The sequence below is a fragment of the Halostella salina genome (assembly GCF_003675855.1).
Taxonomy (GTDB): domain Archaea; phylum Halobacteriota; class Halobacteria; order Halobacteriales; family Natronoarchaeaceae; genus Halostella; species Halostella salina.
Genome location: NZ_RCIH01000002.1, coordinates 1 through 21,528 on the forward strand (window position 1 = coordinate 1; position 21,528 = coordinate 21,528).

21 protein-coding genes and 1 pseudogene are annotated in these 21,528 nt (G+C 61.1%); 16 read left to right on the forward strand and 6 right to left on the reverse strand.

The genetic code is table 11. From position 1 onward, the window contains the following. Positions 1 to 159 precede the first annotated feature (159 nt). Positions 160 to 498, reverse strand: coding sequence for a toxin-antitoxin system TumE family protein (locus D8896_RS03450; RefSeq protein WP_121820698.1), 339 nt, complete (start codon positions 496 to 498; stop codon positions 160 to 162). Between the two features lie 397 nt (positions 499 to 895). Here D8896_RS03450 and D8896_RS03455 point away from each other — a divergent pair, with 397 nt between their 5' ends. From D8896_RS03455 to D8896_RS03495, 9 genes and pseudogenes are all read left to right on the forward strand, one after another. Then, positions 896 to 1,267: an SHOCT domain-containing protein gene (locus tag D8896_RS03455; protein WP_121820699.1), complete on the forward strand. Its 372-nt coding sequence runs from the start codon at positions 896 to 898 to the stop codon at positions 1,265 to 1,267. 23 nt (positions 1,268 to 1,290) lie between these two features. Then, positions 1,291 to 1,926 carry a hypothetical protein gene (locus tag D8896_RS03460; protein ID WP_121820700.1) on the forward strand — a complete coding sequence of 212 codons (636 nt, stop codon included), beginning with the start codon at positions 1,291 to 1,293 and terminating at the stop codon, positions 1,924 to 1,926. Positions 1,927 to 2,290: 364 nt separating this feature from the next. After that, entirely contained in the window at positions 2,291 to 3,292 is a 1,002-nt protein-coding gene (locus D8896_RS03465) for a potassium channel family protein (protein ID WP_121821188.1), read from the forward strand. 65 nt (positions 3,293 to 3,357) lie between these two features. After that, complete coding sequence (locus tag D8896_RS03470) at positions 3,358 to 5,625, forward strand: copper-translocating P-type ATPase (protein ID WP_375137050.1); 2,268 nt, start codon at positions 3,358 to 3,360, stop codon at positions 5,623 to 5,625. Positions 5,626 to 5,775: 150 nt separating this feature from the next. Further along, a complete protein-coding gene (locus tag D8896_RS03475) occupies positions 5,776 to 6,732 on the forward strand; it encodes a hypothetical protein (protein WP_121820702.1) in 957 nt (318 codons plus the stop codon). Beyond that, positions 6,705 to 6,865, forward strand: a pseudogene (locus D8896_RS19815) (RNA-guided endonuclease TnpB family protein); the annotation flags it as partial. The gene D8896_RS03475 and the pseudogene D8896_RS19815, both read left to right, overlap by 28 nt. A 43-nt stretch (positions 6,866 to 6,908) precedes the next feature. Then, positions 6,909 to 7,157: a UPF0175 family protein gene (locus D8896_RS03485; protein WP_121820703.1), complete on the forward strand. Its 249-nt coding sequence runs from the start codon at positions 6,909 to 6,911 to the stop codon at positions 7,155 to 7,157. A 24-nt stretch (positions 7,158 to 7,181) separates the two neighbouring features. After that, positions 7,182 to 7,631 (forward strand): DUF3368 domain-containing protein, encoded by a 450-nt coding sequence (locus D8896_RS03490; protein WP_240451993.1) that lies wholly within the window; start codon positions 7,182 to 7,184, stop codon positions 7,629 to 7,631. A 489-nt stretch (positions 7,632 to 8,120) separates the two neighbouring features. Next, positions 8,121 to 9,314 carry a Cdc6/Cdc18 family protein gene (locus tag D8896_RS03495; protein WP_121820705.1) on the forward strand — a complete coding sequence of 398 codons (1,194 nt, stop codon included), beginning with the start codon at positions 8,121 to 8,123 and terminating at the stop codon, positions 9,312 to 9,314. A 204-nt stretch (positions 9,315 to 9,518) separates the two neighbouring features. Here D8896_RS03495 and D8896_RS03500 read toward each other — a convergent pair whose 3' ends face one another. The 3 genes from D8896_RS03500 to D8896_RS03510 all read right to left on the reverse strand — a co-directional run bounded on the left by D8896_RS03500 (position 9,519) and on the right by D8896_RS03510 (position 10,821). Further along, positions 9,519 to 9,941 (reverse strand): HVO_A0114 family putative DNA-binding protein, encoded by a 423-nt coding sequence (locus D8896_RS03500; RefSeq protein WP_121820706.1) that lies wholly within the window; start codon positions 9,939 to 9,941, stop codon positions 9,519 to 9,521. A gap of 73 nt (positions 9,942 to 10,014) precedes the next feature. Then, positions 10,015 to 10,530 (reverse strand): HVO_A0114 family putative DNA-binding protein, encoded by a 516-nt coding sequence (locus D8896_RS03505; RefSeq protein WP_121820707.1) that lies wholly within the window; start codon positions 10,528 to 10,530, stop codon positions 10,015 to 10,017. A gap of 6 nt (positions 10,531 to 10,536) precedes the next feature. Then, positions 10,537 to 10,821: a toxin-antitoxin system TumE family protein gene (locus D8896_RS03510; protein ID WP_240451994.1), complete on the reverse strand. Its 285-nt coding sequence runs from the start codon at positions 10,819 to 10,821 to the stop codon at positions 10,537 to 10,539. A gap of 222 nt (positions 10,822 to 11,043) precedes the next feature. Here D8896_RS03510 and D8896_RS03515 point away from each other — a divergent pair, with 222 nt between their 5' ends. Continuing rightward, on the forward strand, positions 11,044 to 12,297 hold the full coding sequence (locus D8896_RS03515; RefSeq protein WP_121820709.1) for an RNA-guided endonuclease InsQ/TnpB family protein: 1,254 nt from the start codon (positions 11,044 to 11,046) through the stop codon (positions 12,295 to 12,297). A 313-nt stretch (positions 12,298 to 12,610) separates the two neighbouring features. Here D8896_RS03515 and D8896_RS03520 read toward each other — a convergent pair whose 3' ends face one another. Beyond that, a complete protein-coding gene (locus D8896_RS03520; protein WP_121820710.1) occupies positions 12,611 to 13,045 on the reverse strand; it encodes a universal stress protein in 435 nt (144 codons plus the stop codon). A 617-nt stretch (positions 13,046 to 13,662) separates the two neighbouring features. On the opposite strand from D8896_RS03520, the gene D8896_RS03530 reads away from it, so the two are divergent. The 4 genes from D8896_RS03530 (at position 13,663) to D8896_RS03545 (ending at position 18,144) form a co-directional block, all read left to right on the forward strand. Continuing rightward, positions 13,663 to 14,649 (forward strand): HEAT repeat domain-containing protein, encoded by a 987-nt coding sequence (locus tag D8896_RS03530; protein WP_121820712.1) that lies wholly within the window; start codon positions 13,663 to 13,665, stop codon positions 14,647 to 14,649. Positions 14,650 to 14,720: 71 nt separating this feature from the next. Further along, entirely contained in the window at positions 14,721 to 16,394 is a 1,674-nt protein-coding gene (locus D8896_RS03535) for a coiled-coil domain-containing protein (RefSeq protein WP_121820713.1), read from the forward strand. Beyond that, the gene (locus tag D8896_RS03540) at positions 16,394 to 17,347 is read left to right on the forward strand and encodes a hypothetical protein (RefSeq protein ID WP_121820714.1); all 954 of its coding nucleotides are present in this window, start codon (positions 16,394 to 16,396) and stop codon (positions 17,345 to 17,347) included. The genes D8896_RS03535 and D8896_RS03540 overlap by 1 nt, the downstream gene beginning before the upstream one ends. Continuing rightward, positions 17,347 to 18,144, forward strand: coding sequence for a hypothetical protein (locus D8896_RS03545; RefSeq protein ID WP_121820715.1), 798 nt, complete (start codon positions 17,347 to 17,349; stop codon positions 18,142 to 18,144). The genes D8896_RS03540 and D8896_RS03545 overlap by 1 nt, the downstream gene beginning before the upstream one ends. Before the next feature lie 113 nt (positions 18,145 to 18,257). On the opposite strand, the gene aglM is transcribed toward D8896_RS03545, so the two are convergent. Then, positions 18,258 to 19,562, reverse strand: a complete 1,305-nt coding sequence (aglM, locus tag D8896_RS03550; RefSeq protein ID WP_121820716.1) for a UDP-glucose 6-dehydrogenase AglM — start codon at positions 19,560 to 19,562, stop codon at positions 18,258 to 18,260. A 136-nt stretch (positions 19,563 to 19,698) separates the two neighbouring features. Between aglM and galU the strand changes: the two genes are divergently transcribed. Together galU and D8896_RS03560 are read left to right on the forward strand one after the other, a co-directional pair. Further along, entirely contained in the window at positions 19,699 to 20,565 is an 867-nt protein-coding gene (gene galU / locus D8896_RS03555) for a UTP--glucose-1-phosphate uridylyltransferase GalU (RefSeq protein WP_121820717.1), read from the forward strand. Further along, positions 20,562 to 21,494 carry a UDP-glucuronic acid decarboxylase family protein gene (locus tag D8896_RS03560; protein WP_121820718.1) on the forward strand — a complete coding sequence of 311 codons (933 nt, stop codon included), beginning with the start codon at positions 20,562 to 20,564 and terminating at the stop codon, positions 21,492 to 21,494. The genes galU and D8896_RS03560 overlap by 4 nt, the downstream gene beginning before the upstream one ends. Positions 21,495 to 21,528: the final 34 nt, after the last annotated feature.

Sequence of the window (21,528 nt, forward strand, 5' to 3'; positions counted from 1 at the left end):
CCGTTTGAGTGTCTCAATGCCCTCGGTAACGTCGTCGTGAAACTCGCGCGACGACTGTACAGTCACGACTAGGGTTGATTCGGATCGAAGCTGTTCGCGCTCCAGTGGATGCAGTGGCGGCGTGGTATCGTTCATGGGTGTCACCGTGGTGTGATGGTCTCACTTGACCTCGAACGCGGATTTCGGGATCTCGCTCCAGAACCGTTCCCAGAGTTCGATCATGCCGGGAAACGTGATACTGTCTGGGTTGGGGTCCGGTGCAACATGCAGTTCGTGTCCTTTCGTGTCCTCGTGTGAATTATCGTATCGGCGAATTGTCCCATCGTCAAGCGTGTGGGGAGGGTTCGGCTCCGTTGCACCGTAATGGAGTTTGTAGGCCCACCCAGACGGATACGCATCACGGTCAGTCCGCATGCAGAACACGCGGACGACGGTCCCGTCAGGGTACTTCTCCCCTTCGCTTATGCCATCGAGGTCGTCGTCGGTCAGCGATCCCATCCTCGCTTATTGGTACAGAGGCCAACGCAATAACTCTATTGGTTCCAAAACCAATAGAGACGATCCACAACGTGCAAGATATCATGGAATCGGAGTTAACAAGCACAGGGAGAGTGGGTTCGGAGTGAAAAGGCCGGGAACTAGTTAGCATCTACCCCCACTGTTTCCTACCGGGCAAATGCTCTTGTTTAAGGGTAGTAACATATGCAGCAGGCCGCTGAGGAATAGACACACACCACTATTTCAGTTGGCAGAGTTCAGATAGATCCCCATACCAACGCGTTTAGTAAGGATTTGAAAGTATACGGGCTGGTGAACCTGCGGTTCGAAGGGGAAACCGCATTGAATAGTGGGCACGTACTACTAGTTGGAGCCAAACGCAGAGAGGGAACACAATATGGCTACAAATACAGACGATACACGGCTGATCACGATCCTCCTCATACTTCTCGGTGCGTTCGTCGTCCTCCCGATGGTCTTCATGGGCTTCGGGTTGATCGGATTCGGGCCGATGATGGGTGGGATGGGGGGCGGTGGAATGTGGGGCAGCGGAACGATGTCAGGGTGGATGTTCATCGTCGGCATCGTGATGCAGCTCCTGTTCCTCGCTGCCCTCATCGGTGGTGGGTACCTGCTCTACCGAGCGGCCACAGGGGGTGAGAGTCACACGGACCAGGCGATCGAAGAACTTCGGCTCGCCTACGCTCGTGGCGAGTTGAGCGACGAGGAATACGAACAGCGACGCGAGGCGCTCGAACGGGACACCTAATCGCGAACCAACGAATCCAAGGAATGACGAAGACGTCCGACCACTACACGACGGCGCGTTCGTCCCTCCCGACTTGGCTTGACCGATACACAACGCTCGGACTGTACGGACTCCTCATCGGAACAGTCCTTTGTCTCGTTTCTCTGTTCACGAATCCCGTTCCGGACCCGTCGTTCTCCTGGGCAACACTCCCGCAATCACTGCGACTTCCACTCCAGCAACCGAGAATCGAACACTGGCCGGTCACCTACACCGTCGGCATCTGGCTGTGGGTCCTTTGCTTTCCCGCCCTGTTCCTCGCCGGCTATCGACGATACGGCGACTCGGAGCGTGGGAAAGCGGTGTGGTTCGTTGCGTTGCCGACGGTTGCGATGCTTGGCTGGACCACGTACTGCCGGTTCTTCTGGCCGAAGCTCCAGCCACCGACCTGGAACGCTCCGGCCTACACGTTCGTTTGCTGGCTGTACTGTTCGACCTACGACGCCATCTGGAGCAACGCAGCGTTCGTGATCGCGCTTCTCGGCGGCGTCGCGACAGTCCTCATGTTCCAGCAAACACGTAGAAACGAGTACGTACTCATCGGATTCGGCATACTGGCCCTCCCGCTCGGACTGCCGGCTCTTTACGAGGGGTCCCGTCGAGTCGGAAGTGAGCGTTGAGCGACCCAGCGTTAAAGCGGTGGAAGTCAGCGTAGACTCCCGTCTGGCCGAAATAGAGGCAGGTGACTCACAGTCACCGCTCGCGTTTAGCGCCCGATTGCTCAATCGCACACCCAGGGTTGCGTTTCCGTCAACCCCACATTGGTTGGGACGGAGATACCGCAATCCGATGCTCTCCGCCTCGTGGAAAGTACCGCCGAAGAAGTCTATCCAGCGAATTGCCAGAGACGACTTTCCGTCTTGAAGACGAACCCTAAGGCGTGAGTGGTCAGCATTCGCGCCGGCCCGACCTTGCAAGTTTTTCCGGTGAGTCCACCGTTAGTGTCTGCCAGTGTACTGGTTGCAGCTTCCAAAGGCAGGTAACATGAATCCGGTCCCCCTCGCTGTCGGCGCACTCTTACTTGTGCTGGCCATCATCGACATCCTCTGGACGACGCTTTGGGTCGAGGGCGGTGCCGGTCCTCTTACGTCCCTGGTGATGTCCAGCACCTGGAAGACGCTGAAGACCGTGTCCGGAGAGCGCCCCCGTGTGCTCTCGCTTTCCGGACCGCTGATCCTCGTCCTTGGACTCATCATGTGGATCGCACTCCTCTGGGCCGGGTGGACGTTCCTGTTCGCAGGCAGTGAGGGGAGTCTCATCGATACGCGGAGCACTGGCCCGATTTCCTGGACAGAACGGTTCTACTTCGTCGGATACACGGTGTTCACGATGGGGAACGGGGATTTCACACCGAACGGCGGGATCTGGCAGGTCGCGACCGCACTCATGACGGCCAGCGGGATGCTCTTTGTCACGCTCAGTGTCACGTATGTCCTCAATGTCCTCAGTGCCGTCACCCAGAAACGCTCACTCGCAAGCGGCATCAACGGACTCGGTGCACATCCCTCGGAGATACTCGAAACGAGTTGGAACGGCGACGGGTTTCAGGGGTTAGAGCTGCCGTTAAACACGATCGCAAGCCAGCTCGACACACTCACGGCAAATCACAAAGCCTACCCGATCCTCCACTACTTCTTCACGCCCCAGACGTCACAGGCACCGACGACGAACATCACTATCTTGGACGAGACGCTGACCGTCCTTCAGTTTGGCGTCGCTCCAGAACACCGCCCGGGTGAACCAGCGATCAGGCAAGCTCGGTCGAGTGTCCAGAACTATCTTGATACGCTCGGACAGGCGTTCGTCGAACCAGCGTCACGGCCACCACCGGCCCCGGATCTCGAACACCTACGCAACGATGGGATCCCGACCGTTCCGGATGAAACCTTTACTGCCTCGCTGCAGGAGATAGACGCTCGCCGACGCCATCTGTTAGGTCTCGTCGAGTCGGACGCACGACGCTGGCCGGGTGCCGACAATCACTAAGGAACCTCCCCGAAAGCCCCCAAACCCATCAATCTCGGCCCTGTACTCTTGCCCACTGACCACCGATGGATGACCACGACCGTTCGTCCGATGAGGCGGGGGCATCTGACGAACACCCTCATGACGGACACCGAAAGACAGCAGACGACGAGAGCGCCGATGGGGCGGACGAATCACGGGTTGAGCAATCGATGCTTGCGGACGAGGCAGAAGACGCCGGCGACGCCGAACAGGCAATTGCGGAGGAACACGAACACCACGTAGGCCACGGGGTTGGAGACCACGAACACGGCGGGGATCATGACGGCAACGGTGGCATGCACGAGGGTCACGAGCGGATGTTTCGCCGTCGGTTCTTCGTCTCGACGCTTCTGTCGATCCCGGTACTCCTCTATAGCGACGCGCTTCAGGACTGGCTGAACTTCTCGGTCCCGGCGTTCCCCGGTAGTGAGTGGATCAATCCCGTCTTCGCCGTCATCGTGTTCGCCTACGGTGGGGTCCCGTTCCTCCGGATGGCCGTCCCGGAACTGAAAGACCGGGAACCGGGGATGATGACACTCATCTCGATGGCTATCTCGGTGGCGTTCGTCTATAGCCTCGCGAGCGTCATCTTCCCGACCACGTCGGCGTTCTTCTGGGAACTCGTGACGCTGATCGACATCATGCTGTTGGGCCACTGGATCGAGATGCGGTCGGTCCGGCGGGCCTCCAGCGCGCTTGACGAACTGGCGAAGCTCATGCCGGACACCGCCGAGCGAATCACCGAAGAGGGGGGCACGGAGGAAGTACCGGTAGACGAGCTCTCGGAGGGAGACCGCATCCTCGTCCGGCCGGGTGCGAGCGTGCCCGCCGACGGCGTCGTCGAGGAGGGGGATTCCAGCGTCAACGAGTCGATGATCACCGGCGAGTCGAAACCCGTCGACAAGGAGCCCGGTGACGAGGTGATCGGGGGGACCGTCAACGGCGATGGAAGTCTTCGAGTCCGAATCGATGCCATCGGCGATGACACGACCCTCGCGGGGATCATGCGTCTCGTCGAGGAGGCCCAGTCAAGCAAATCACGGACGCAGGCACTCGCCGACCGCGCTGCCGGCTGGCTGTTCTACGTCGCACTCGGGGCAGCTATCGTGACAGGCATTGCGTGGACGGTCGCGACGACGTTCGATGCGACGGTCGTCGAACGTGTCGTCACGGTCCTGGTCATCGCGTGTCCGCACGCTCTCGGGCTCGCCATTCCGCTCGTCGTCGCGATCAACACGTCGCTCGCCGCTCGCAACGGGATGCTCATCCGCGACCGCATCGCGATGGAGGAAGCGCGGAACCTGGACTCGATCATCTTCGACAAGACCGGGACGCTCACCGAAGGTGAACACGGAGTCGTCGGGATAGCCACCGTCGATCGCGTCGACGAGGGCGAGGCACTCGAACTAGCTGCCGCCGTCGAATCCGACTCCGAACATATGATCGCCCGGGCAATCCGGGAAGCGGCTAGCGAGCACGGGATCGATGCGCCAGCCGCCAGCAATTTCGAGGCGATCAAAGGCCGGGGCGTTCGGGCCACTGTCGATGGAGAGGAGATCTACGTCGGCGGGCCGAACCTCCTTTCCCATCTCGATGTCGACGTCCCGCCGGAGCTGGAGACGTTCGCCGACGAAGCAGGCGAGAATGCACAGACGGTCGTGTACCTCGTCCGGGATGGAGAGCTGATCGCAGCCTTCGCCATGGCGGACGTGATCCGCGAGGAAAGCTACGCCGTCGTCGACGCGCTCCACGATCTGGACATCGAGGTGGCGATGTTGACCGGCGATTCTGAGGACGTGGCCAATGCGGTCGCCGCCGAACTCGGTATCGACACCGTCTTCGCGGAGGTGTTGCCCGAGGATAAGGACAAGAACGTACAGGAACTGCAGGATCAGGGAAAGCTCGTCGGAATGGTCGGCGACGGGGTCAACGACGCGCCTGCACTAACCCGAGCGGACGTCGGGATCGCTATCGGCAGCGGGACGGACGTCGCCGTTCAATCGGCGGATGTCATCCTCGTCCAGAACAACCCGATGGACGTCGTCCGGCTGGTGAAGCTCAGCCGGACGAGTTACCGGAAGATGCAGGAGAATATCGTCTGGGCAGCGGGGTACAACGTGTTTGCGCTCCCGCTCGCAGCGGGCGTTCTCGCACCGATCGGGATCCTTCTCTCACCGGCTGTCGGCGCTCTATTAATGTCGCTCAGTACGGTGATAGTGGCGATCAACGCACAACTCCTCCGACGAGTTGATCTTTCAGTGCCAAGTCTACCGGGAATGTCACCATCCGGGCAAACACAACCTGCGGACTGAAACCCGGAGTGTCAGTAACTGCTACTGAAGGAGCATTCCGCTACTCCCATTCAAGCGTTATAGAAAGTGCGAGGCGACAACCCACGGCTTTAGCCGTGGGTTGACCTCCTCCCACAGCGTTTTGTCAGTGACGTGTGAGACTGCGCACGAATGACGCGGGACGTAACTCGACGGACGGCGCTCGCGCTCACGGCGGCCGTCACCCCGCTCGTCGCCGGCTGCCAAGATGCCGAACCGTCGTCCGATGGCGAGGATTCATCGGCGGCGACCGACACGACGGACCCCACGCGACGGGCCACCGGGACCGAGACAGTATCGGAGCCGCGGGGCGACGGCCCGGACATCGCCGCGACCTACCAGCTCGGACACGGGCAGTGGGGCGACTGCATGGCCGGCAGTCCGAACGGCGGCCGATACGAGCAGGTCGTCGACGACGTTGCCACGCGCCACCGCGCCGCCTTCCGGGCGGCGAGGGTCGGGCGCGTCAGAACGCAGTTTCCGGCCGCGGAGGGCGGCCGGCGGCGGCTCGCTGCCTTCCTCGACCGGACCGAGCTGGACGTCGACCTCGTGGCGGATGTCGTGCGGGCAGCGGGGGCGGGCGACCATCGGGCGTTCGTCCCCGACCTCGCCGACGTGAGCGCAGGCGGCGAGGCGGTAGCCGGAGTGGTCGTGCCGGTTCGCTCGCTCCGAGGGGAGCGCGCAGGGGATGTCCGGGACCGGCTCCGCGACGATTACGGGTCGCTGCCGGCGTTCGCCGACTGGCTGCGGTCGGCGCTGTCGGACCGGCGGATCGTCGCGCAGGTCGGGATGCCGGGCGTCAGGTCGCTCCCCGGACAGCCCGTGTGGTACCGGGAGACGGTCGGCCGGTTCGACGCCGTGACGAACGCCGCCTGGCCGCCGCGGGCGTCCGACTCGCCCGGGGGGACGTTCGCGGCGTCGCTCCGCGATACGTTCCAGGCGCTCCGCGAGTTCGCGCGCCACGCCGACAGCGAGTTCGAGCCGACGGTCGCGTCGGGACTGCCGACGGGCGTCGACGCGTGCACGGACGGCGGCCCGCGGGCGGTCCCGCGCGACCCCGTATTCTGTCTCGCGGCCTCGAACAGGTAGGGACGGGCTGTCCCGAATCAACGCCTGTGGAGACTGTGCTCCCTACGGACACCGATTCGGTGTCTGCAAAGCGCGTCGTGGAAACAGGAAGCCCCACCTCAAGGAGCGAACCGCATTAGCGGTGAGCGAGTAGGGGGGAGGAAGCCACTAAGTAGCACGGGCCCGAATGTATCCGCATGAGTAGTATCGATCTTCCGCCCGGAGTGCTGGATGCGATTTCGGCACCGCCGGAGGATCGTGAGCCGATCGTTCGGCAGGAACTCGCCGTGTCGTTGTACCGGGAGGGATACCTGTCCTTCGGTAAGGCGCGAGAACTGGCCGGTCTCTCGAAGGCGGAGTTCCATCGGCTTCTCGGCGAGCGCAAGGTTGAACGTCACTACACTGAAGAAGACTTGGCCCTCGATGTCGAGTACGCGCTGGAATAACTCGTTTCGAACACGTCACCGCTGTTGAATCTCGCTCTCGTCGAGCGGCTTCATCTGATCGAATCCCAGTTCGGAGAGGTGGTCGTTCCGACAGCTGTCTGGACTGAACTCACCGCGGGATCCGACGGCCGTGACCGTATCGAGGCGCTTCGTGACCGGGGCGGAATGCGGGTCGTATCGCTGGAGCCGACCGATCTCCGAACCGAGTTCGAACGGGAACTCGATAGCGGGGAGGCCGCGGCCATCGCGTATGCCATCGACATCGACGCGGACCGGGTACTCATCGACGAGCGTGAAGGCCGTGCGACAGCCACGCGACACGACGTACCAGTGACCGGGGCCGTGGGAATGCTCCTCCGCGCGTCCGACCGAGGAGAAGTTGACCTCGAAACGGAACTCGACGCGCTCCGCGAGGCAGGCTTTTGGATCTCGGACACACTGTACGAACGCGCACTCGAAACGGACGCTGAGTAGAAGACTTCGCTCACGGAGAGGTCGATTCGCCAGCGAAGACGTGGAGATCCTCGTCGTTGTCCACGACTCGACGTTTGATTTGCGGCTGAGATGGCGGTAGCAACGACAATATAGTGGCCGTCATCGCCTTGACGGACGTGATACTAAATTTTTCACAGTACTTACGGCAAAAGGTGTATGCTGCTCTGCCGGGGAGACCCCCCCCCACGTCCGCATAATTACTCCCATAGGGTACCCTCACTCTGTATTCCTCTAAATGGATGAGAAGATCGTTACGGAGTAAGATGAGTGAAACACCTCTACGGCCCACCCCACCATGTCCGCATAATTCATAGAGAAAGAGATCGGGTTGTGTTGTAAAGAGCCTCTTACGTCGTGTGTATTCAGTAGTGTATTATGCGGACAGAGTGGGGTAGTTATTCTGCTCTCTCAGAATGAAGACGCTCCGGACACGATGGTTTTATAAGCAGGGTGCACAATTACGTTCGTATGTCGCGGTCGTTCACAGACCAAACAGACATTTTCGCTGACGAGACGGTTCTCTACGACTCTTGGACACCTGAGGAACTTCCGGAGCGTGAAACGGAGCTAGATGATCTCCACGATGCCCTTGCGCCCGTGGCGAGAGGTGCTTCCCCACACAACACGTTCGTCTACGGGAAGACTGGTCAGGGAAAAACCGTCGGTGTCACCTACAAATTAGAAGACCTGCGCGCGTTCGCCGACAATAACGATATCGACCTCTCTATCGTTCGGTATTCGTGCGCCAAGGACAATACGAGCTATCAGGTCGCCTCAAACCTGGTTGCAGAGCTGTCAGGCGAGAAGCCACGAGGGTACGATAAGAAGACGGTCTTCGACCGTCTTTACGAGAACCTGCAAGCGCTTGGTGGAACCGTGATTATCGTCTTGGATGAGATCGATTCGATTGGCACAGACGATGACATTCTATACGAGTTGCCACGGGCTCGCGCCAACGACCATCTGGAGGACATGTGGGTATCCGTCATCGGGATTTCGAACGACTTCGAGTTCCGGGACAATCTGAGCCCGAAAGTCAAGGACACCCTCTGTGACGAGGAAATCCACTTTGCTCCCTACGATGCGAGTGAACTTCGATCGATCCTTATCAGGCGTGCGGAGAAGGCGTTCAAGGACGGTATTTTGTCGGATGACGTAATTCCGCTCTGTGCGGCGATGGCAGCGCAGGACAAGGGTTCAGCGCGGCAGGCGATTCGGTATCTGTACAAGGCGGGTGAACTGGCGTCGAACGGCGGCGACGAAACCGTGACAGAATCACACGTTCGGGAAGCTGAGGCAGTCATCGAGCGCAAGAGCATCGAGCGAGGCATTCGGGATTTGACCACACAGGATCACCTCGCGTTGACCGCGGTCGTTTCGCTGGAAGTGGATGGGGAGACGCCGGCACGCACGAAACAGGTGTACGCGAAGTACACGGACATCACCACGCAGATTGGTGCTGAATCGATCGCGATGCGGCGCGTTCGTGACCATCTCCAAGACCTCAATCTAGCAGGTGTCGTGAACGCAATGGAACGAAACAAGGGCATACAGGGGGGGCAGCACTATCTGTGGGAACTCGGTGCTGATCTCGGTACGACCATCGACGTCCTTCGGGAGAACGAGCGGCTGGGTGCTGTGATGGAGCGCATCACTGCGTAGGGGATTATGTGGACGCAGGGGGGTCCCTCCGGTTAAGAATGATATTCGAAAGGCGGTGCTCAATCGGTTCAAGCAGTTCGTGGGTGGAACGACGCCCCACCTGAAACTACGCTATCGAGAGTTTCGGCGAGCGTGTCGACGGTCGTTTTGGTGAGAAAGTCGGCGTCGTCGATAACTTCGTCCACCGCCTCGCCTCCGCAACGGTCAGGCCGACGCTCCCGTGGGCGACACGGACGATCGAGGGAAGCGAAAGGAGAACTCGATCTCCTCCGTGCCAGCACGGAGAATCGGCCGCTTCCGCTGTCCCGTCTCCTCGAACTCGACGACGCCTAACTCCTCGAGTTCTCGAAGGTTTCGGTGGACCTCCCGATAATCGCGTTCGACTTCCTCAGCCACGTCTCGGATGCTCGCCGGGCGTTCCGTCACGATCGTTTCGATAATCCCGAGCGTCGACGGACGCATGAGCCGCTCGATGTCCTCGTAGGTCTCAAAGTTCAGAACGAATCGAACGTCCTGTTCGATCGTCTCGTCTACTTCGCCCGCCTCGGCACGACGTAGTCGCTCCCGCGCCGCTTGTTTTATCTCCTCTTCTTCACCGAACGTGATGCGTAGCGTGTTTTCGGTCATGGAACTTCTTTGCGCCCGGCATCCGGTCGCGTATGTCCGTCAACTCCTCGAACGTTATCTCGGAGTGGCGCCCCTAAGCTGGCGCCGCGTCGTCAGCCGGGTCCGACATCGATATTTCGAGGCAGACCTCGATCGAGTCGTACGGAACGAACGGTCGCTTCGCTCGACCCGCTTGCTCGAAATGAACGATGTCGTACTCGGCGAGGACCTGAAGGTCGTTATGGACAGTCTTGACATCACGGTTGAGTCGGTCGGCCAGCTGACGGATACTGTCCGGCTGTTCAGACATCACGCTCCGAAGGAGCTCGATACGGCGGTCGGTGAGTAGCGCCCGGAGATCACTGGGATTCTCGAAGTTGACGACGTGTGGAACCTCCTCATTGTTTTCCCAGCGTTCGAGTCGGTCCAACGAGCCTTGTCGGTGAGCCTCCTCGGACTCGGACGTGAGCCGCAACACGTTGGGGTAGTCCTTCGAGTCGAGGTTTTCGAGGAAGCTTGCCTCGGCTTCGACATCGTCCATCACGATCGCTTCCTCGTCGGCGCTATTTCCGTCGGTATCATCGGACGCGTTGTTGGGTTTGTCTGGCATGGTGGGTCACTGCTCGCGACGATCGTCCATCTCGTTGTAGAACCTCTGGGCGTGGTCTTGGAGGCCGGTGTATTCGATGTCGTCGTACACGCCATCTGTCATGTGATAGTGATGTCGGTCAACGTCAGGGTGGTCTGGAAAGTTGTCGAACCGCAGGAGGGTTCGACCGTCACCGGCCATATACTGGAATCGGTACTTGATCCCGTCTGGGTAGTCATCACTTTTCGGGACAGCGGTCGCAATCATCTCGTATCGGGTCCCGTCATCGAACGTCCCCTGGTCTTCGTACACAACCGTCGTCCCCATCTATGCTACCTATGTTGGTGTACAGTACCAACAATTAATAAGGCTTCTGTTGGTGTACATGGCCAACACTACGGCTTCAACTGAAGCGGTAGCGCGGAGTCCCCTTCCTCAAGGAGCGACCAAAGGGAGCGAGTAGGGAGGGGAGGAGCGCGTTCGCATCGGTTACAAACACTTTCCTATAAGTACCTACAACTCTACATTGAAACTGTGGCAGACGACTACGTGCGTCGGACGGCAATCACTCGTCTCGAAGTTACGGACGAGCAACGCGACCTCCTCGAAGAGACTATTACTGAGTGGAAGCGTGGGTGCCAGATTGCCACGGACATGGCGTGGGGCGAGTGCAACGCCAAAAGCGACGTACAGCCCCTCGCCTACGATACCGTGCGCGAACACACCGACCTCGGTAGTCAGCACGCGATTCTCGCCACTCATCAAGCCGCACAAGCCATCACCGGCTGTCTCAAACGTCGGTCAAAAGGCAAGAAGGTGAGCAAACCCACCTTCACCGCACCGACCGTAAAATACGACACTCGGACACTGACACTGTTTGACGATGATACGGTGTCCCTCTCCACCACGGAGAGTCGCATCCGATGTGACCTTGCTCTGCCTGACGCCGACGATGGCTACCAACGACAGTACCTTGACGCCGACGAATGGAGCGTTACGGAAAGCACCCTCACCGCCCGTGACGGCGACTACTTCTTGCATATTGGATTCCGCCGCCACAAGACTGATGCTGAGCGGAACACCGCCGAGGACGGAACGGTCCTCGGGGTTGACCTCGGTATCGAAAACCTCGCCGTCACCAGTACGGCGTACTTCTTCAGCGGGCGAGAGCTAGCTCACGACCTCCGTGAGTTCGAGAAGGTGCGTGCCGGACTCCAACAGACCGGGACGCGAAGCGCCCATCGGACGCTCGAACGGTCGAGTGGCCGTGAATTTCGCTACGTCCGTGACGTACTCCACCAAGCGTCCAACGCTATCGTAGACGAAGCACTCCGATACGACTGTGACATAATTGCGTTCGAGGACTTGACTTACATCCGCGACCGAACGGGTGCGTCGTGGGGGCACACATGGGCGTTCAGAACGCTCTACGAACAAGTGGAGTACAAAGCCGAGGCGGTTGGAGTGTCGGTAAAGCAAGTGGGTTCGGCATACACGTCGAAGCGGTGTACCGAGTGTGGCTTTACGGCCGACGAGAATCGCCCGACTCGTAATCACTTCTGCTGTCAGAAGTGCGAGTCGGAAGCGAACGCGGATTACAACGCGGCGAAGAATATTGGGATGCGGTACGTCCGTCGAGGCCAACAGTCGTCTCGCCGGACGGGCGACAGTCAACTTGCCCTGAAGTCTGGAACAGTGACGCCGAGCGACGGATTCACCGCCCACCCGGAAGGGTTCGAGGCCGAGTTCACGGACAAGCCCCATCCTCAAAGCGCCGAAGGCGCTTAGGGTGGGATAGTTGACTACGGGTCGGTTGTCAAGCACGACTGCGAAGACGTTCGCTCTGCGTAGCTTTTTCCGTCTTCACCACTCGCCGACGGCGCGCCGGAAGGCTCGCTCGGCCCCGTCAGCGACCCCGTCCCAGTCGCACCGCGGTGCGCGTTCGACTGGCTCGGTCGATGGTCTGTCACCGGGAGTGCGGCAGAGAGCGTCTTCGAGCGGGCGTCGACGGGCAAGTCCACGAGGAAGCACGGCGTCTCGACCGTTGGATGAACCGCATCGAACGGAACGTGACGAGGACGGTGTCGGGCCTGAACCCAACTCAGTCTCCGGTCTCGCCGTGTATCACCAGAACCGGGACGGTATCCGCCCGCAAGAGAGCCTCGGTCGTACTGCCGAGCAGTATCGTCTTGAACGCAGAGCGACCCTTCGCACCGACGACGACGAGGTCGACCTTCTGTTCTTCTGCGTAGGTAAGCAATTCGTCGTGTGGAACGCCTTCTCGAATCACTGTCGTAACCGAAACCTCGGCATCAGGGGACGCTTCGATGGCAGAAAGCGCTGCTTCCCCTTCTTCGCGGAGATTTTGCCGAACGACTTCCGGATCAACGATTGCGTTGTCGTACCCCGTCCGGGTTTCGATGACGTACAGGGCGTGGAGTTCGGCGTCGTGCTGTCGAGCGAGTTCGAGGGCGTGACGCGTAGCGCGTCCTGCGTTCTCGCTTCCATCCGTCGCGACAAGGATCCGGTCGTACATCCTGTACCACTACGCGGCGAGACCGGTTCAATCCAGCGAGAACGTCTGATTCACTGCTTGCAAGGCGACGCCGAGGAATTCGAGAGTGGCTCAAGGTCAGCGAACATGGGGTAGAGTGGATCCGAAGCACGAAGGCCGGGAATTCGGTAGCGCCCACTCCCCACTTTTTCATACCAATCGGAAGGACCCGTTTGAATGCACGACAGCTGATCTGGTATGAAAAAGTGGGGTGGGGTGTGTGTTACTCGGCTATCGTACTGTCGGCCGGGCTCGGTCGAAACTCCAACGAGAACGAGTCGAGGAGGGAATACGGGAACTGACCAGACACGAACGGCTCACCCGCAGAACACCGTGTGTGCACTCGCGCTGCTGTTCGAGATCAGGTGGCGCAGGTGAACGGGCCGACCCGACCACTCCACACTGTAGTCTCAGTATTTGAGTCGCCTGAACTACCTGCGGTCCCGGTCGTTGATTCGGCCCTGCACCCCGCTTCCAGCAAATGTTCTATCAGGCAGTAGTGTTTTATACTTGATTGCCACTTCACAGGGTGTAGAGTTCCTTGACATGACAAATCGACTGCAATCGGGGCAGGCGTTCGGGGACCGAGTGGGAATCGGGTGGCAACCGACGCGGAAGCGGGCAAAACCAAACTAACCGTGTACTTCACGATCAAAATCATCCGACTCGTTCTGAAGGTCGTCCTGTTTCCGTTTCGGTTACTCCTCCGACTCCCGAGGCTCGTCACGAATATCGGGGGCAGCGATCAGTCGGGGTACGAAGAAGCGTACGGGTACGAAGAGCAACCGCCGTCGGAGGCCGGAGCGAACGGGCAGGTGACAGAGCAGCACCGACCGTCGGGCCAGCCGGTCGACAGTGGTCGCGGGGAGTACAAGCAACAACAGGAGCCGTATCGGGAGGACGCCGCTCCGACACGAGGCTCCGAGCCGCACGCCGAGCCGGCCCAATCGACGGCGCCGCCTGAGCAGTATGGCCAACAGGCGGGGCCACAGGCACAGGCGCAAGCACCGGCAGCACAACCGGCCGCAGGGACCGGAGGCGGCACCGGCGCGGAACCGGCCCAGCGGGCTTCCGAACAGGCGGCCGCAGGCACAGGGGAACACGCGGCGGCCAACGACGCGGGACAAGCACCGGCGGACTCGACAGCACCGGATGCGACAGCGACCACGACCGCCGTGTCGGATGAAGCCAGCCGGGACGGGACCGGCGCTCAAGACGAGGGAGACAGTCAGGACTCCGAAGACGAAGCCGCCGACGAGGAGGACGAAGCGGCCGACGAGGACGACCTCGAGGCGCGCAAGGCCGAGTACGCGTCGGCCCTGTCGGCATCGGACCCGGCGACGAGGGAGGACGGCGTTCGGCAGGTTTCGGCGGCCGTCGAATCGGGTGACCTCCCACCGACAGCGGCGATGGACCTTCTTCAAGAGCCCCTCGGAGATGACGATCCGGGCGTCAGGGCGGCGGTTTGCGAGGCGCTCGCAACGATCGGAACCGATGCGGCCCGAGACGCGCTCAGAGACCTCCGCCTCGACCCGGACTCGCAAGTGAGCCGCGCAGCGACGCAAGCCTATCGAACCCTCGACTAACTCATGCTAGCACACACGCAGCCAGCGACGACGAACCGTTCTCGAACCACCGACCACGCGGGGGCCACGCCATGCGCGTGACCGACGTCTGTTACGAACAGGGGGAGGGCGTCGAAGAGGAGCGGGCCCGTGCCTTCGCCGTCAACGAGGTGTTACGAGGGCCGCTGAGCGAGTTCCTCGAATCACAGGAAGCCCAGGCCAAGCGGGCGGCAGCCGTCGGGGCGATCGGTATCGTCCTCGGTGGCGCACTGCTGATCGGCGGGAGCCAGGGGACGCTGGGAGCAGGGCTGATCGTCGTCGGCGCCGTCATCGGCGGTGGCGGGCTGTACTACGTCCGCTCGCAGGATCCCGACGTGACCGTCACCGGGGTCCGGAAGGGGTACTGGACGAGCTACTGCGTCCCGGAGGGCGACGGTGCTGTCCTCTACGACGCGACCGACTCGCGCCAGCGGACGACCTTCAACCTCGAACTGCTTGACGACCGCGACCGGATCGCCCGGGCAAGGGAACAGCTGCAGGACGTCGAGGAGTTCCCCGTCGTCATGCCAGCGGACGAAAACGTCGAGGAAACCGTCGCCGAGACGCTCGAATCCGTCTCCGAGGAACTGGATTCGGCGAGGGAACGGACCGTCTCCGCACCGGTTATCGGACGGACCGAACCGGCCGCGGACGCCGTCGACTTCCTGGCCGACCGGGCAGTCGCCGACCCCATCCCCACCGAGACGGCGATCGACCCGGGACAGGCACGGGACGACGTTAGCGCGCTTGCCGACCTCAAATCGATGGCGGCGACCGCTGACGGCGACGCGGAACTCGAAGCGGTCAGCGAGAGCAGCCGCACCATCGCCTCCGATCTGTCTGGCCATCAGGAGACGGCGATCGGCGTGCTAAACGACCACATCGAAACTGCAGCCGACGCGTTCGGCATCGTCAGTTACCACTTCTACTGTCCGGACTGTCTGACCGACGACGTGGAGACACGCCTCGAACTCGTGGACCCGGACGACGGGACGTGGGTGTGTGAGACCTGCCGGAACCACCACGAGACCGCCGAAACCGTCCCGCGCCACCGGATCGAGGACGACATCGTCAATCCCGTCTGGGACCAGCTCTGGACCGAGAAGGACGACGAGCGCCGGCGGATCTACGAGGAGATCGAGGACCAGAAGGCGGATCTGACCGAGCGCGAGTTCGAACAGCGCCAGGAGGAGATCCGGTCTGCGACCGACCGGATCCGCGACCTGCGCTCGCGGGTGCGCGACCTCGAAACGCAGGCCAAAGCCGCCGAGGGGACCGTCGACGAGATCGGCGAGCTGATGGTCAAGTACGAACACCTCCACCAGGAGCGCAAGGCGGAGTTCCAGACGGAGGTCAGCGAGGCGTTCGCCGAGATCGACGCGAAAACCGAGCAGATCCTGGCGGAGACGCGAAACGAGGAGCAGGAACGCATCGAAGCCGCCGAGCAGGCGGCACAGGAGAAAGCCGAGCTCATGCGCGAAGAGAAGCAAAAGCGCGAGCGCGCGAAGTTCATGGCCCGCCAGCAGATGGAGAACAAACGCACGAAAGCGAGCATGCAGAACGAACGCGCCACGACGGCGGCGAAACTCTCCCAGTCGGCCAAACAGCACAAGCAGGACGTCCTGCTCGATACGCACGGCAGCCTCAGCTCCTCGAAGCACATTAACAACGCCCGGAAGTGGAAAGTCGACAACCTCGGCGCCTCGAAGAACGGGGGTGGGACCTGATGTCCGCCGGCAACGACGACCTCCATCCCATCCTGAAGCGGATCAACGAGACCCTCGCGAACGTCCGAACCGAAGTCCAGCGCGTGCAGGGCGAACTGGAGAAGGTCCGGACGGCCATCACCGACGGCGTCGAAACCATCCGTGACGCTATTCAGGAGAGCATCCAGGCCCAGGCCGAGCTGAAGCTGATGGAGCACGTGATGGAGGCCAAAGCGGTCAAGCCCCAGATCGAGGCCGAACACGACCAGATAGAGACGGAGCGCGAGGAACTAGACGAGCGGATCGCCACCATCAACGAGCGGTACGAACGAAAACACGAGGAACTCGACCGGAAGGCAAACAGACGGGTCCGTGATGTCGGCTCGCACATCTTCGACGTGCAGGAAGACCAGTTTGAGGAGGGCATCGAGGGGCCGTTTGTCGACCAGGTGACGACGACGTGGGAAACGCTGCAGTCCCACAACGACGAGGTCAAGCAGGACCGGGGCGAGCGCGTCCGCGGCAGCGTCGGCGACGCCGTCCAGACGATCCACGACTTCATCGACCGGCAGTCCAAGCTCATCGACGACATCGACGCCCACCGCTTCGACGACGGGCGGCTCCCGGGACGCCCCGGCCAGTTCCGGCAGTTCCAGGTGCCCTACTACGTCGTCGAGTACGAGGAAGACGGCGTCGCGCATAGCCAGCTCGTCGTCCCCTCGCACGTCGATGCCGCGCCGGAATCGGAGTGGTCGACCGTCTCGCTCTCGCCGGTCTCGGGCGCGACGGACCTGCTCGGCGACGTGCCGACGCCGCGGGACGGTCATTCTGACCCGACGCCAAGCACCGCGATCGCCGACCATCTCTCGGCGTACGGCGAGGGGAGTTCGCTCGGCTCCTCCTACGGTGACGCCGTCGAGTCGGCGCTGCCCGACGAGCAGCTGTCGGTCACTGTCGAGGGAGGGGACCGCTGATGGCTCACGTCGAACGCACGCGGGCAGTCGTCGAAGCGGGCGAGACGTACGACGGGCGGATCTTCCCGACCGTGCAGGCGGAACTGGGACGGCAGGTTCGTCTGCGGGAAGGGTCGACCGTCCTCGGCAGCGTGTACGGCGGCACCGTCGAACTGGGGCCCGACGCGTCGGTCGAGGGGTCCGTGATGGCCGAGGACGGCGTCGAACTCGAGGGGGGCCACGTCCAGGGCGAACTCGGGACGCCCGGGAAAGTGGTCGCGAAAGATACCCACGCCGAGGGGACCGTGACTGGCACTCGGGTTCGGTTGCAGGACTGCGTGGTCCGCGGGAACGTAGTCGGCACCGAAGTTATCCTAGAGAACTGCATCGTCCTCGGCATCGTGACGGCCGAACGATCGCTCACCGCCGAGGAGACGCTTTGCTACACGTTCCGCTCGCACGGCGAGACGACGCTCTCGGAGACAACAGTCGTGTTACCCCAGGCGGTCGCCGACGGCCCGCTCTCGCTTGAGACGCCCGTTGCGGTGGCCGGGCTTGGCGAACTCGACTTCGAGGGTGAGGAGGACGTTCTGCCCGAGATGACTGCCGACGACGTGTACGAGCAGGACGGGACGACGTTCCTCACGCTCGCCCCGCGGATCCTGAACATCGAGGCGGCGAAGGCAACGCTAGAGGAACTGGAGTCGGGGATCATGGCTGCCGTCGACGATACGAGCGACGAGGAAGGGGCCACGATGGATGTCGAAGCGGTACTTGCGGGACTGGGGGTTGACCACGAGAAGATCATGGGTGAGTAAGTGATGTGGGAAGGGTCGTCGATTCTGTTCCGAATTACGTCGGTGGGAGAGGAACCGGTCGGGGGCAAATTAGTAGACAGAGTCGTAGAGATAGGACTCGGCTATCGCGGGTCTCACCACGTCAGTCCTTCGTAGACGATCCCATCTCGACGGTCGATCGCCCGGCGACCGTCTATGACAACAGGTGTCGCCATCGAATCAAATTCATCGTCAAGAGCCGTGATTTCCGGCCAGTCAGTGACGACGAGTGCTGCGGTTGATCCGTCTAGAGCGGTCGCGGGACTCGACGCGTAGCTCACGTCGGGGAACCGCTCACGCATGTTCTCGGTCGCGACAGGGTCGTACGCGACGATATCAGCGCCGCGTTTCTGAAGCCCTTTGATGACGGGAATCGCCCGTGAGTTCCTGATGTCGTCGGTCCCGGGTTTGAACGCGAGGCCGAGCACCGCGACGCGTTCATCGTGTACGTCGACGTGGTCGTCCATGAGCGACAGCAGGCGATCGGGCTGGCGGTCGTTCACCTCGGTTGCGGCGTCCAGCATGAGCGGCTCGTAGTCCTGCTGTCGTGCCGCCGCTCTGATCGCCGCGGTATCCTTCGGGAAGCAACTCCCGCCCCAGCCGATGCCGCTTCGGAGGAACTGCTCGCTGATGCGGTCGTCCAGCCCGATAGCATCGGCGACCTCGTAGGCGTCGATGTCGAACTCCTTGCAGATGTTCCCGATGTCGTTGATGAGACTGACTTTCGCGGCGAGGAAGCCGTTGTTGGCGTACTTGATCATCTCCGCGGTTCGGGTGTTCGTCTCGATGACCGGAGCGTCGGCGTTCGCAACGAGTGGGTTGAAGACATCGGCCATGTCGGCAAGCGCGCGGTCGTCGTCCGCGCCAAGGACGACTTTGTCCGGGTTGCGGAAGTCCTGGACGGCGCTCCCTTCCCGGAGGAACTCCGGGTTCATGCCGACGCCGAACGCCTCGCCAGCGCTCTTGCCGCTTTCCGCTTCGAGGATCGGCGTGATAGCGTCTTCCGTCGACCCCGGAATGACGGTGCTTTTCACGACGACCGTATGCCAGTCGTCTTTTCCCGCAAGGGTTGCGCCGAGTTGCGACGCACCGGCTTCCATGATGGAGAGGTCGATGCTTCCGTCGTCGTTCTGTGGCGTCGGGAGACAGAGGAAGGTCACCTCGGTATCGAGGATAGCGTCGTAGTTCGTCGTCGCGCGGAGTCGACCAGTACCAGTCTCGCCCGCGTGCTTTTCGATCAGATTCTGGAGACCGTCCTCGTGGATGGGGGCGGTACCGTCGTTGATCGAGCCGACGATATCCTGGTCGATGTCGACGTTGACGACATGGTGGCCGAGATCCGCGAAACAGGCTGCGATCGTGGTTCCAACGTAGCCGCTTCCGATGACGGAGAGATGCATACCGGGTATATCTGAACGGTATCTACATGAAGGGACGGGTTGAGCCGTCACCTGATGTCCAACGGCGGAGAATCGGCCGGGGTTCTACTCAATAACAAAAGGTATTTATCTAGAATATAGATCCTACTAACGAGTTATGGAGGTTACAAAAGCAGTTATTCCTGCTGCGGGATTTGGTACGCGATTCCTCCCAGTAACGAAGGCCCAACCGAAGGAGATGATGCCCGTTCTCGACAAACCGACGATCCAGTACGTCGTCGAGGAAGCGGTCGAGGCGGGAATCGAAGACATTCTCATCATAACGGGCCGCGGGAAACAGGCGATCGAACGTCATTTCGACAAGTCGTACGAACTCGAAGAGGAACTCGAGGCGGCTGGCAAGACAGACCGACTCGACCGCGTGCAACGGATCTCTGACCTCGCAGATATCCACTTCGTTCGGCAGAAGGAACGTAACGGGCTCGGTGACGCAGTACGATACGCTCAGAAGCACGTCGGCGACGAACCCTTCGCGCTTCTGCTCGGTGACACGGTTATCGAGAGTACCACCCCGTGTACCGAGTCCCTCATCAGGTACGCCGAAGAGTACGAAACCTCTGTGTTATCCCTCGAACGGGTTCCGTGGGCGGATGTCCCGAAGTACGGGATCGCCGACCTCGGCGACGCGTCGGAGGAGCAGGCCTGCTTCCCAGTGGAGGATTTCATCGAGAAACCCCCACGGGACGAAGCTCCGTCAAATCTCGCGATCACTGGGCGTTATGTATTTACCTCGGAAATCTTCGATCGACTCGAACAAACCGAAGTCGGTGTCGGTGGCGAACTCCAGCTGACGGACGCTATCCAGAAGCTGGATCACGTTCGGGGGGTCGAACTCACGGGTGATCGCTACGATATCGGGAACATCCCCAGCTGGTTGCAGGCCAACATCGAGATGGCGCTCCAGCACAACGAAGGCGAAATGAATACCGCCGTGGAAGCACTGATCGAGGAGTATTCCCAATGAGTCGGGTTCTCGTCACCGGTGCCGCAGGCTTCCTCGGTAGTTATCTCTGTGATTCGCTGCTTTCGGACGGCTACGAAGTAATCGGGATGGATAACCGAGTGAGCGGGCGAACCGAGAACCTCGATAACGCCTTCGGTCACGATCGGTTCACGTTCTACGAGCACGACGTGACCGAGTTCATCCACGTGAATGGCGAGTTGGACGCCGTGCTCCATCTCGCGAGTCTCGCGTCTCCCGTGTTCTATCGCGAGCATCCGATAAAGACGCTGAAGGTCGGTGCTCTCGGAACCCACAAGACGCTTGGACTTGCAAAGGAGAAAGACGCCACGTACCTCTTTACGTCGACCAGTGAGGTGTACGGCGATCCCGAGGTCAACCCCCAGCCGGAGGACTACCGCGGGAACGTCGATCCCTACGGTCCGCGGTCGTGTTACGACGAATCGAAGCGCTACGGAGAGTCACTCGTGCGGGCGTACCGCGACCAGCACGACCTGGATGTGCGGGTCGCTCGAATCTTCAACACGTACGGTCCGCGAATGCGTATCGACGACGGACGAGTCATTCCGAACTTCATGCGTCAGGCCCTTACTGGGGAGGACCTGACCGTGTACGGGGACGGCGAGCAGACGCGGAGCTTCTGCTACGTTTCGGACATGATTGACGGACTACTAGCGCTGCTCGAATCCGAGGTTCAGGACCCCGTGAATATTGGCAACCCTGACGAGCGAACGATCAACGAGCTGGCGGAGGTCGTGTTAGAGGTCACCGGGAGCGAGAGCGGAATCACCTATGAGGAATTACCGCCACAGGATCCGAAGGTGCGCCGGCCCGATATAAAGAAGGCGCGGGCAGAACTGGGATGGGAGCCCGGGACCACCTTACGGGAAGGACTACAGAGATCGATCGAGTACTTCGAAGAACAGGTGTGACCCGTCGCACTGGAACCGACGACAATGGTGAACT